Below are 11796 nucleotides of genomic sequence, written 5' to 3' on the forward strand. Positions count from 1 at the left end.
TTCACTATATATCACTATCGAAATGATTATCAGATCCAAACTAAACGAGGAGCTCAAATCATTCTCAGACGCCGAAGCTCAAATGCTCTGTCAGCAACATGAAACGGTAAGCGAATTTTTCAAACGGGATGGCAGTGCCGAAATTGTGGATTCTCTGAACACGTTGGTAGAGGCTTTTCTGTTCACCGAAAATATGGAAAATATAACGCCTGAAATGCGCATACACATTGCTAATCAACTTCGGGTGGTGACGCTGATTACAAAGCTGGGTGAGACGATGGTCACGTGGAAATCGTGACTTCAGCTCTTCCCCGAAAATGTATTCAAAACCGGCGCTGCGGTCGGATTGTACTGATACGACTGCCAGGTGTGGTCGTTGTAGATTTCGACAATGCGATAGCCTTTATAGGCAGTTCCCCAGTTGCCTCCGAAATGGCCGTCGAAGAAGTAGGGCTTTTTACCGTACATTTTCGTGCTATCCTGGTCATGGTCGTGGCCGTTGAAAATGGCTTTCACATTCGGCGTGTTTTCGAAGAGATCGATCACCTCTTTGCATTCAATGCCGTGCGTCGTCCATTTGGCCGGGGTGATGTGCAGGAAAATAAAAATTCCCTTCTTGTCTTTATACTTAGCGATTTCGTTGCGGAGCCAAGTCGCATCAGGGCATATATATTCACCTTTCTCGTTAGAAGTGTCGCCTACCACGAACGCATATTCGCCCTTTGCAAAGCTGTGGTTGGTAGGGTAGCCCCAGGTGCTTTGCCACACGTCCAATCCTACTTTGTCGTGGTTGCCGCGGCTGACATAGTAAGGCACGCTCAGATTCGAGATTGCATTTTTGAAATCGTACAACAAGGTAGGGTCGTCGTGGATAAGGTCGCCGTTGAGGAAGAGGAAGTCGACACCCTTTTGCAGTTTCTCGCGGTTTACCCAGCTTACCAGATCAGCATGGAAGGCCTTGAACTCCGTATTTGGCTGTCCGTAATGCCCGTCGGACGCGACGATAAACCGAAGCGCAATGTCTGCGGCCGGCTGCGCTTTGGCAGGTTCCGACAAATAGGTGATTCCGGATATTGCAGGTAGAAGTTTGAGAAAAGACCGTCTCTGGAAAGTCATGGTTTAAAGGGTTTGGATGAACAGAAATAGGGGTTTCTTGTGCTTTCAAAAATAGTTATTCGTCCGTGATATTTCCTTAATCTTGCACATTGTTAAGCATATTTAATAAAAACCTGAATACATGGACCGGCTTATTCTGCAAAAAGCGGCTTCCTACTGTGCCTACCAGGAACGAACGCAGGACGAGGTGAAGCAGCGGCTGAAAAAATGGAATGTGTGGGGCGACGAGGCCGATGAGATCATCGCCGAGCTGATTTCCATGAATTACCTCAGTGAGGAACGCTTTGCGAAAACCTACGCCGGCGGGAAGTTCAGGGTTAAGAACTGGGGCCGGATGAAAATCAGGCAGGAGCTGAACCGCCGCGGGCTGAGCACTTACAGCATTGAAAAAGGAATGAGCGAGATCGGCGACGAGGATTATGTGTCGGGCTTGCGGGAATTGCTTTCGAAGAAGCGGAATTTGCTGTCGAAAACGGAGGCCGATCCTTTCAAATTGAAACAGAAACTGGCGAGGTTCGCGCTGGGGAAGGGCTACGAGAGCGAGCTCGTGTGGAAGGAGTTGGGGGAGCTGTAAAAGACGTCACCCCGGGCGAAGTCGAAGGGAATTGCATGTGCTTCGACTTCGCTCAGCATGACAAATTGCTTAGAAATCGGAGTCGAACGAGATCTTGTGTGCGGATTCTTTGTCCTTCACACCGCTCATTACCCCCGCTTTCTGATATTCTCCCACGCGTTTTTCGAAGAAGTTGGTCTTGCCGGGAAGCGAGATGAGCTCCATGAAGTCGAATGGGTTGGCTGAGCCGAATTGTTTCGGGCAGCCAAGTCTTTCCAGCCAGAAATCGGCGATGTATTCGATATATTGCTTCATCAGATCGGCGTTCATACCAATCAATGATACCGGAAGCGCCTCACTCACAAACTCTTTTTCGATTTCAACGGCGTCCATCATGATCTCGATCACGCGCTCTTGCGGCAATTGGTTCAGGATATGTTTGGTATAAAGCAAACACGCGAACTCGCAGTGCAAGCCTTCGTCGCGGGAGATCAGCTCGTTGGAGAATGAAAGTCCGGGCATCAGGCCGCGTTTTTTCAACCAGAAGATCGAACAGAAAGATCCGGAGAAGAAAATTCCTTCCACAGCGGCAAATGCAATGATGCGCTCCGCAAATACGGGGCTATTGATCCATTTCAGTGCCCATTCGGCTTTTTTCTGTACGCAAGGAATCGTCTCGATTGCGCGCAGCAGCCTGTCCTTTTCCACCGGATCTTTAATGTAAGTATCGATCAGCAGCGAGTAGGTTTCGGAGTGGATGTTCTCCATCGCTACCTGGAAACCATAGAAGCACTTCGCTTCTGCATATTGGACTTCGCTAAGAAAATTGACAGCCAGGTTTTCGTTGACGATCCCGTCTGATGCCGCAAAGAATGCCAGTACGTGGGAAATGAAATGCCTTTCTCCGTCATTCAGATTCTCCCAGTCCTTCATATCCTGCGACAGGTCGATCTCCTCGGCCGTCCAGAACGAAGCCTCATGACGTTTGTACATTTCCCATATATCGGAATGTTTGATGGGGAACAAAACAAACCGCAAGGGGTCTTCTGTCAACAGGGGTTCCTGTCTGGTAAGTTCTTGTGACATAGTTAATTAGAGTATTTTACGGGGGTCAGAATGATATAACGTTAGTACTTGCCGTTGGCTCTGACAGCCGGGCCGGAAGAAAACAAAGCTACATGCTTTGGGCTAAAAATCAAACAATGCCGTGGACATGAATCCGCAGGAAAACCCGAACCGCAGCGCTTGCTCATTATTAATTTGGTGCGAATGGAGCAGTGGGTATAATGCAGCGGGGCAATGCTTTGGATGTCTACCCCGAAATATTTCATATCGTTAACATCACAAGCCATGCCCGTTACAGGTCCGAGGAGATACATTAATTTGTTCCGGAACATCGGTAATCCGCTCGAATACATTTTCGACAAATTTCATGATCGTGGCAGGATGCTACACTTTGTCACCAGACTCAACAGGCTTGGCTTCGACGTTCCGGCTAGTCTGCATCAGGTATTTAAGGAGATATTTATGGCCGACGTATACAACATCGGGGCGCTGATGCGCGTATTGCCTGATGATCCGCTCGTGATCGATATCGGCGCAAACGCCGGTTTTTTTGATATATTGCTTTTATCTAAAATAAAGAATGCCCAAATTTATGCCTATGAGCCGCTGAACAGTAATATCGAACGCATGCGTTCGATTGCATCCTCCAATCGCAGGTTTGATAAAAGCGTGACCATCAATCCTTTTGCCGTAACCGGGGTGTCCCGCGAAATGTTGCGGCTATACGCACAGGATACGGAAGATAATCAGGTGGTCGCTTCTTCGTTAAAAGGTTTCAATACTGATAATACAAAGGAGTTGTGGATCCCGGCCATTTCATTCTCAGAAATAATGGCTAATATCCCAAGAGCGAAAATCGATTTGCTGAAAATGGATTGTGAGGGGAGTGAGTATGATATTGTTTTAAATACGCCAGCTGATGTCATGCGCCGGGTCGAAAGAATGCTGATTGAGGTGCACGATATTGACAGTCAGTTTAATATAGATACGATGAGCCGATATCTCGGGGAATTGGGCTATGGTGTCAGTTACACGTCGATAAACGGTTTTTGTTATGCACTGGAAGCGTGCAAAAAATGAATAATCATTTTATGTTGAAAAGAATTCTGATTGATTGTGAAAGGATGAGGCATCCTCATACCGGGCTTTATCACTATTGCCTTCAATTAGGGAATTCGATTTTGAAAAAAGCAGGAGGAGATAAAGAAAAGATCGCATTTTATCTGCCCACTTCGGCTGAGCACGCGTTCGGAGAAAATGCTAATTATGTCTCTCAGCATTTTATTCATAAACTATTTTTTCCGGATACCAAATCAGTGGATATCTGGCATTGTACCTACCAGGGTTCGAGATATTATCCTTTTGGTAAAAAGGTTTCCGTCGTTTTGACCGTTCATGATTTGAATTTCCTTTATGATGGAAACAGATCCGAAAAACGGATCAGTAAATATTTGAGCAGATTGCAGTTGAAGATCGACCGAGCGGATCATGTTGTGGCAATTTCCTATTATGTTCTGGAAGATCTAAAAAAATACCTCGAATTGGGTGACAAGCCAACTTCGGTGATTTATAACGGCTGCAATATTGAAGACACGGGAATTATTAATGCGCCCGAAAAGCCCGTTGAGCAACCATTCTTGTTTACGATAGGGACCATTGTCGGAAAGAAAAATTTCCACGTGTTGCCTGCATTGCTGGTAGGAAATGATTTGAAGTTGGTCATTGCGGGAATCGAGAGCAGCCAGGAGTACAAAAAGACGATTATCCGCGAAGCGCAGAAGCTGAATGTGCTCGACAGGCTGATTTTTACGGGGCCCGTCTCGGAGAATGATAAGAAATGGTACCTCAGTAACTGTACGGCTTTCGTCTTTCCATCGATTGCGGAGGGTTTTGGACTGCCGGTTATCGAGGCGATGTATTACGGAAAGCCTGTGGTCTTGTCACGCTGCACCTCATTGCCGGAAATCGGGGGTGATTGTGCCTATTATTTTGATAACTTCGAGCCCGAACATATGCGTAATGTGTTGAATGCGAGCTTGGAAGATTATAACAAAACAAAACCCAGGGAAAGAATCCGGGAACGGGCCAGATTCTTTTCCTGGGACAGGGCAGCTTCGGAATACCTTGATTTATATCGAAGTCTTGCTAATTCAGTTTAATTACCTGCTGGTATTTCAGCATCATCCTGAAGTTATTAATCACATCGATAATGCCGATATCGGATTGATGTTTTTTCATTTCCCGGTTAAAAGCCACCTTCTTCGCTTGCAGGTTTCCACGGTTCTTAAAGAAATCCCAATAAGCTTCCACTTTGAAGAACTGCAAAGTCAAAATTCCCAGCAATACATCACAAAGCAAGATTTGTAAATGCCATAATTTCAGATCCATTCCTTGCAGATGCAGGTAATGCACGTAATAACGGTTTCTGAAATGGATTCTTTTGATGGCTTTCTTGTGATTGTGATTTTTGGTACTGGCTGAAACCTCATGCCGGCAGACGGCGTCATGCTCGTAATAGCATTTCCATCCCAATCGCCATGCTCTGATAGAAAGCTCCTGATCTTCGCCATAATAGGGATTAAACATTTCATTGAATCCGTTAATGGCTTTCAGTTTTTGTGTATCCATTAATGCAATTGCACCTGACAAATAAAATGTAGGTGTAAATGCATTGATGTTTTGCAAATGAAAGAAGTCCGAAGATTTTATTTTTCTTCCTGATATTTTGGGTTCCCTTGCAGCTTCGCGAATTAAATCATCGTTCATGCCGATAACTCTTCCCATTACCCCAAAAGTATCTTCCAATTCGAAATACTTATAAAGTTTTTCCATGTAACCGGGTTCAAGGGTCACGTCGGTATTGAGGAGAAAGATCAGATCATTGGTGGCATTCTGGATGCCAATATTGCAAGTCTCCGAAAATCCGGAATTGGTTTCTTTACAGATCAGTGTGATTTTACCGGCGTAATGTTCTTGTAAATATGCAACAGATTCGTCCGTAGATGCATCATCAATTACGATGATCTGAACACTGGTTTCTAGTTTTTGGAGGACCTTATAGTTATGCTCAAAATATTTTTCGAACAGGTGTTTCCCGTTATAGTTGGGAATTACTACTGATATACTTTTCATATACAATCGGTTATCAAGTTAGTTGAGAGTTTTTTCAATACCCGATTCTTTACTACTTCCTTGTAACAGGATGGCGTTCATGATCTTCTCCTTTGGTGAAATTATATAGCTCATTTCCATATCCTTGCGGATATTTTTTGTACAAATATCAAGCCAGCGTTTGCAGGAGCTACGCAGCCTGAACTTATGACTCTGCTGTTAGGGAAATGGTTGGAAGAGGGTTGGTTGCTCCGGTCGTAAACCTGGACGCCGAAATATAACTTCTATACTAACACAATGGCGAAATATTTATTGTATTTCCCCGGCACAATAAAGATTACATTAAAATTATACCCGCAACGTATAACCATCAGGAAAAATAGCTGGCGATTGAGATATTCTTTTCTAAATCCATTTTTTTCTCCTGAAAAACCAAAGGACAACCAAGGATGAAAAAACCATTAAGAGGAGTGAAAGCCAGAATCCCCACGGTTCACCGGTAGAGGGTATGTGCTGGTAGTTCATGCCGAAAATACCGGCGATTAGTGTTGGCGGCATGAAAATGATCGTCACCACCGTGAATATCTTGATTACCTGGCTTTGTTCGAGGTTGATCAGACCCATGAAGGTGTTTTGGAGGTATTCGAGCCGTTCGAAATTGAATGTGGTATATTCGAGGAGCGAGTTGATGTCTTTAAGGATGATACGCAGGTGTTCCTTGCGGTCTTCGGGAAAGTACTGGCTTCGCAGGATGCCCGAGAGTACGCGCTGCTTATCGATACTCGTTTCGCGGAGCATCATGGTGATCTCCTGCAATCCGCTGATGCGGATCAGCACTTCCTGCCGTGTCTTTTGCTCGTGCGTAAGGTCCTTGCTGATCGCCGAAATGTCCCTGGAAATGCCTTCAAGCGCGTCCGCGTCTGCTTCTATGCGTGTTTCGAGCAGCAAAAGCATAAAATCGACCCCGCCCTGTATACTTTCCGGGCTCACTTTCATCTTCTTGACGGTGTCGGCGAAAGTCTTGGAATCACCGCGACGATAGGTAAAAAGCACATTCTGGTGCAGAATGAAAGAAACCGGATAGGTTTCGTAACCTTCCCGCTCTATTTTGAGAAAGTTGGAGTTGGCGTTGATTGTCTCGTTCTGCTCAAAGAAACGCGAACTGCTTTCAATCTCCACAATTTCCTGAGGCGTCTGGAAACTGATGTTACACTTGTTTTCCACCCATTCCTCCTCTTCCGCACTCGGAGATTGTAAATCTATCCACACGAGGTTCGGGACCTTTCCCAACTCTCGGATATCGTTTTCGCGCTTGATGACTTTACCTTCCTTATAGAATATGCGTACCATGGGTCAAAGTTGGGAAAAAAAGCCATACGCTTAGCCGTTCGTTCATCGGTGCAGCGTTACCTTGGAGCGCTCACCGGATAAAGCTAACTTGTATTCGGCTAATACACACACTGTGAAAGAGAAATTTTATCCGTTAGAGGCGTCGGAAGACTATCTGCGCTTTTGGTTTGAAAGTAAATCCCAAGGCCATGCCATCGCGAAATCTATCGAATTTGTGATGATAGGGATCGACACCTATAACCTGGCATTCGGGGACATGGACGAAAAAGGGGACCTAGATGATCTGGTTGTAAGTAACAATGGGGATATGCCAAAGGTGATTGCTACGGTAGTTCAAGCTATTATTGTGTTTTCGCGGGTATATCCGAACAGCCGAATTTATTTTACTGGAAGTTCCCCAGCCCGAACAAGGCTATATCGGGCAGTTCTGGATAGGGAAATTGATAGCTGGTCAGCTCTTTTTGATATACAGGGTGTAGTTAAAGGAAAACCGTATCCGTTTGAGAGATGTGTCGCGTATGAAGGGTTTTTGATCAATCGTAAAAAGGAATAATATGAAACCAAAAGAAAATGACCTTTTTGACCTTTCGAAGGTTAAGGTGAACCCCAATTTGAAAAGCCATGCGAACGACCCATTCGTTGTCCGCAAAGTCGAAGAAGCAAGGCGGGTACTCGCGCCTTACTTGAAAGAACTCGCTGAGAAGGCGAAGTAAATTCCGCTCTTTCTGGAAAGAGTCGTATTTTTGCGTGATGCAAAATACAGCTTCTCCCGGGATATTGACGACGCAGTTCTGGTTGCTGGGCCTTAGCTCGTTTCTCTTCTCATCCAGCTTCAATATGCTGATCCCCGAGCTCCCGGCCTATCTTTCGAGCATGGGTGGGGCCGAATACAAAGGGGCAATTATTGGTTTGTTTACCTTAACAGCAGGTCTTTCCAGGCCATTCAGCGGCCGGCTTACCGATCGCGTCGGGCGTGTTCCCGTGATGGCTTTCGGTTCGCTGGTATGTTTCGTGTGCGGTTTTTTGTACCCGATCTTCACGACGGTCATGCCGTTTCTCTTGCTCAGGCTGGTGCACGGTTTTTCAACTGGGTTTAAACCGACGGGTACTGCGGCCTATGTGGCGGATATTGTACCTATCAATCGCCGAGGGGAGGCGATGGGCATCCATGGCATGTGTATGAGTGTCGGTTCGGCGTTCGGGCCGGCAATTGGAAGTATGATCAGCCAGGAGTTTTCTCTGAATGCCCTTTTTTACACATCGTCGTTACTGGCATTTCTTTCTATTGCGATTCTTCTGAATATGAAGGAGACTTTGCAGGAAAAGCACAAACTGAGCCTCAAATCTTTTCAAATCACCCGGCGCGATATTTTCGAACCCGATGTGTTCAGTCCGGCTCTCATTACATTCCTTTGCTACTTTGGCTTCGGTGCCGTGGCTACTGTTACGCCGGATTTCAGCGGTTATCTGGGCTTACAAAACCGCGGATTATACTTTATGATGTTCACGATCTCGTCCATCATGGTGCGCCTCTTTGCCGGTAAAATATCCGATCGCCATGGCCGCATGCCGGTCACGATCGTAGGATGCATTATCCTGATCATCGCCATGATCATTACAGGTTTTGCCGAATCCGTATTCATGTTTCTGATTGGTGCGGCGTTTTTCGGGATAGCGATGGGCATTCTCTCGCCGGTACTTTCGGCATGGACGGTCGATTTGAGCGGCGATCATAATCGCGGGCGCGCCATCGCGACCATGTTCATTTCCCTGGAAGCAGGTATTGGGCTTGGTGCATTCCTATCCGCCGAATTGTTTGAAAACCAGCGTGAAAATCTGCCATTGGTGTTTTTCTGCATGGCGGCGTTTGCATTGGCTGCGCTTTCCTACACAATAGTTATTTACCAGTTTAAAAAGCGACGTGCCCGTGTTATTTGACGATACCTATCGCAGCATTGCTGCACCGGCAGAAGGCTTTTTCAAGGATAAGGGGAGTAAGTTTCTGGCTTATGCCTATCCCATCGAGAACGATGAGCAAGCCAAATCCTACTTAACCGAGTTGCACGAGCTACATCCCAAAGCAGTCCATCACTGTTACGCCTATCGCCTGGGTGCGGACAGGATGAGCTACCGCATGAGCGACGACGGTGAGCCATCGGGAACAGCAGGTCGCCCGATCCTTAATACATTGTATTCGCGAAATGTTACGAATGTACTGGTGGTAGTAGTGCGATATTTTGGGGGAACGTTACTTGGGGTACCCGGGCTGATCAACGCCTACAAAACTGCTACCGAAGCGGCTTTGGACGTATCAGAAATTGTCACGCGGCACTATTTCAGTGTTTACAAACTTTCATTCGAATATCCGCAAATGAACGATGTCATGCGGATCGTGAAAGAAATGGAGTTGCCCGTGCGTGCACAAGCATTTGAAATGCAATGCACCATGGAAGTAGAAGTGCGCTCCACGCTCGTCGAGCGGTTTATGACGCGGTCGGAAAAAGTCGAAGGTCTTTCCGTAGAGCTTTCAGCCTAATTATTTTCACGAAGCATTCGCACAAAATCGTCTTCGTATTCCTTGATGGCTTTCAGAAGCTCTTGCAGTTCCTTTTCCTCAGGTGTGCCTTTCTTCGCATCGAATATCTCATCGGCCCGTTCAGACGCTTTTTCGTATTCGGTTTCGTTAGTGATTTTCATGATTACAGGTATTTGAATGTTTTCTCAAAAGTATTTCATTGTTTCCCAAAGCACAAAAAAACCGGCACGAAGGCCGGCTCTTTTGTGGGTGCGTTAGTGGGTTATGTGGGAATTAGTATCCCGGATTTTGTACCAGGGTCGGCTTGCCGTCCTTTTGGCTGTTCAGGATTTCGTCCTGCGGCAGTGGATAATACAGGTTCTTCTGGGTAAATGTTTTACCTGCCATGTATCCCCGCTTGTTGAATGCACGTCCTGATGGCTCTTTGCCCGGCACAGCCTCTTCCGCCGCGTATTTGTTCAGTACTTTTTCGGCAATGCCCCAGCGAACGAGGTCGAAGAAACGGTGACCTTCCATAGCGAATTCGAGGCGTTGCTCCATGCGAACTGCGTTTCTAGCATAGTCAGCGCCTTTCGCAGCGAAGGTTCCTGCCGGATAAGGCTCCACTTTGTACGTCACGGATTCATCCTGCACGGAACCGGTTTTTGCGCGGAGGCGGATTTGATTCACCAAGTCCTGTGCCGCAGGCAGGTTACCGAGTTCCACTTCGCATTCGGCCAACCATAGCAACACGTGCGATAGCTTAATGAGGCGATAGTTGTTATTCACGTTCCGTTTGCTGGTCGAGTGGGTAGTGCTGTTCTCTTCTGCCAGATAATACATCCATTTTTTACCCGTGAACGGCCCCGCATAAGCCTGGTCGCGGATCCAGGTCGAGCCCGGCATAGGTCCCCAGTCGAGGAAGTTCACACCGCGGCGGCCAACGGTCCAGTCGAGGCGGGGATCCACCGGAATGGTTTTATCCAGGGTAAATGCGGCCGAAGCCACGATTCCCTCGTCGTTAGGCAAATCCACTTTGTTGTAAGTATCCAATGTGCCGTCCGCAGAAGCCCCGATCATCGGAAGCCCGTTTTCAGTTTTGAATGCATTCACCAAATTGTGGGAAGGCTGGTAGAAACCGCAGCAACCCCGTCCGGGAGCTGTGGCTGAGTAAGGCCAGTTGAGGTTATCACCTGCATTACCGTTATTACCGTTCGTTCCGTCGTTTACGGAGAACTGCACCTCCATGATCGACTCGGTGTTGTTGTTACCGGCTGTGCGGTAGTTGTCGTGATAGTTGGCTACCAGTTTTTTACCGGAGTTTTTAACAACATCATCCAGCAATTCTTTTGCTTTGGCCCATTTTTTCTGGAAAAGAAGCGCCTTGGCCAGATATGCTTTTGCCGCCCATTTGGTGGCACGGCCTTTCTGAGCCTGAGTTGCAGGAAGGTTATCAGCCGCAAACTGGAAATCCGCTTCGATTTTACCCCAGATATCTTCGGTATTAGGGACTTTTGTCGAATTAGGATCGCCTGCATTGTAAATCTTCTCATCGATGTAAGGCACATTGTTCCACATTTTCTTGGCCTCGAAGTGGTAGTGGCCGCGGAGGAAACGTGCTTCTGCAACTACTTGTGTCTTTTCAGCGTCGGTCATGTCTTTTACGTCCGGGCTTCCCGCGATCTGGATTGTCTCGTTGGCACGGGCAACACCGTCGTACGAATGCCACCATTTACCGAGGAAATAAGTATTGTCGGAGAGCCAGTTGTATTGTTCGATGAACGATTGCTCAGGCTGGTCACCGGCGTCGGTACCTTTCACGGCGTCGTCACTGCTGATACCCCCGAAAACGTAATTCGAAATCGTCGACTGGCGACCTGTGTTACCGGCGCCCACGCCATCGAGTAGCGAGTAAGTTCCTATGAGCAACGCATTTACACCGTTTTTGTTACTAAGTTGTTCTTTCGACGCACGCCCCTGAGGTTTCAGATCAAAGAAGTCGTCGGAGCAGGAGAAGCTCAGGCCGACCAACATGCATATTAATAATGTCTTTTTCATTGTATGGTTCTGTATAATGAAGATCAAT

General features: G+C 46.8%; 14 protein-coding genes. 8 read left to right on the top strand and 6 right to left on the bottom strand.

Translation table 11 applies throughout. The annotated features are described in order from the left end of the window. The first annotated feature begins 22 nt into the window (after window positions 1-22). Window positions 23-298, top strand: coding sequence for a hypothetical protein (locus tag CLV60_RS29940; RefSeq protein WP_106599090.1), 276 nt, complete (start codon window positions 23-25; stop codon window positions 296-298). A 2-nt stretch (window positions 299-300) separates the two neighbouring features. Here the strand turns inward: CLV60_RS29940 and CLV60_RS29945 are convergent, their stop codons facing one another. Next, entirely contained in the window at window positions 301-1116 is an 816-nt protein-coding gene (locus tag CLV60_RS29945; RefSeq protein WP_106599091.1) for a metallophosphoesterase family protein, read from the bottom strand. 121 nt (window positions 1117-1237) lie between these two features. Here CLV60_RS29945 and CLV60_RS29950 point away from each other — a divergent pair, with 121 nt between their 5' ends. Continuing rightward, the gene (locus CLV60_RS29950; protein ID WP_106599092.1) at window positions 1238-1690 is read left to right on the top strand and encodes a regulatory protein RecX; all 453 of its coding nucleotides are present in this window, start codon (window positions 1238-1240) and stop codon (window positions 1688-1690) included. A gap of 69 nt (window positions 1691-1759) precedes the next feature. Here the strand turns inward: CLV60_RS29950 and CLV60_RS29955 are convergent, their stop codons facing one another. Beyond that, window positions 1760-2755 (bottom strand): ribonucleoside-diphosphate reductase small subunit, encoded by a 996-nt coding sequence (locus tag CLV60_RS29955; RefSeq protein WP_106599093.1) that lies wholly within the window; start codon window positions 2753-2755, stop codon window positions 1760-1762. 441 nt (window positions 2756-3196) lie between these two features. Here CLV60_RS29955 and CLV60_RS29960 point away from each other — a divergent pair, with 441 nt between their 5' ends. Beyond that, complete coding sequence (locus CLV60_RS29960; RefSeq protein WP_229211194.1) at window positions 3197-3814, top strand: FkbM family methyltransferase; 618 nt, start codon at window positions 3197-3199, stop codon at window positions 3812-3814. Window positions 3815-3915: 101 nt separating this feature from the next. After that, window positions 3916-4893, top strand: a complete 978-nt coding sequence (locus tag CLV60_RS29965) for a glycosyltransferase family 4 protein (RefSeq protein ID WP_229211195.1) — start codon at window positions 3916-3918, stop codon at window positions 4891-4893. Here the strand turns inward: CLV60_RS29965 and CLV60_RS29970 are convergent. Further along, the gene (locus tag CLV60_RS29970; RefSeq protein WP_106599095.1) at window positions 4880-5866 is read right to left on the bottom strand and encodes a glycosyltransferase family 2 protein; all 987 of its coding nucleotides are present in this window, start codon (window positions 5864-5866) and stop codon (window positions 4880-4882) included. The two genes, CLV60_RS29965 and CLV60_RS29970, sit on opposite strands and share 14 nt — an antisense overlap. Before the next feature lie 384 nt (window positions 5867-6250). Then, on the bottom strand, window positions 6251-7195 hold the full coding sequence (corA, locus tag CLV60_RS29975; protein WP_106599096.1) for a magnesium/cobalt transporter CorA: 945 nt from the start codon (window positions 7193-7195) through the stop codon (window positions 6251-6253). 112 nt (window positions 7196-7307) lie between these two features. Between corA and CLV60_RS29980 the strand changes: the two genes are divergently transcribed. From CLV60_RS29980 to CLV60_RS29990, 4 genes are read left to right on the top strand one after another with little or no spacing between them, the layout of a single operon-like run. Continuing rightward, window positions 7308-7748 carry a DUF6934 family protein gene (locus CLV60_RS29980; protein WP_146151621.1) on the top strand — a complete coding sequence of 147 codons (441 nt, stop codon included), beginning with the start codon at window positions 7308-7310 and terminating at the stop codon, window positions 7746-7748. A 1-nt stretch (window position 7749) separates the two neighbouring features. Continuing rightward, the gene (locus CLV60_RS34400; protein ID WP_170118903.1) at window positions 7750-7908 is read left to right on the top strand and encodes a hypothetical protein; all 159 of its coding nucleotides are present in this window, start codon (window positions 7750-7752) and stop codon (window positions 7906-7908) included. Between the two features lie 37 nt (window positions 7909-7945). Further along, window positions 7946-9133, top strand: a complete 1188-nt coding sequence (locus tag CLV60_RS29985) for an MFS transporter (protein ID WP_106599098.1) — start codon at window positions 7946-7948, stop codon at window positions 9131-9133. Further along, entirely contained in the window at window positions 9123-9731 is a 609-nt protein-coding gene (locus CLV60_RS29990; protein ID WP_106599099.1) for an IMPACT family protein, read from the top strand. Before CLV60_RS29985 ends, CLV60_RS29990 begins: the two co-directional genes overlap by 11 nt. On the opposite strand, the gene CLV60_RS34405 is transcribed toward CLV60_RS29990, so the two are convergent. Together CLV60_RS34405 and CLV60_RS29995 are read right to left on the bottom strand one after the other, a co-directional pair. Then, window positions 9728-9892 carry a hypothetical protein gene (locus CLV60_RS34405; protein ID WP_170118904.1) on the bottom strand — a complete coding sequence of 55 codons (165 nt, stop codon included), beginning with the start codon at window positions 9890-9892 and terminating at the stop codon, window positions 9728-9730. The genes CLV60_RS29990 and CLV60_RS34405 overlap by 4 nt on opposite strands. A 112-nt stretch (window positions 9893-10004) precedes the next feature. After that, window positions 10005-11768: a RagB/SusD family nutrient uptake outer membrane protein gene (locus CLV60_RS29995; RefSeq protein WP_106599117.1), complete on the bottom strand. Its 1764-nt coding sequence runs from the start codon at window positions 11766-11768 to the stop codon at window positions 10005-10007. Window positions 11769-11796 lie beyond the last annotated feature (28 nt).

Origin of the sequence: Dyadobacter jiangsuensis, from assembly GCF_003014695.1 — a bacterium.
GTDB classification, from domain to species: Bacteria; Bacteroidota; Bacteroidia; order Cytophagales; family Spirosomataceae; genus Dyadobacter; species Dyadobacter jiangsuensis.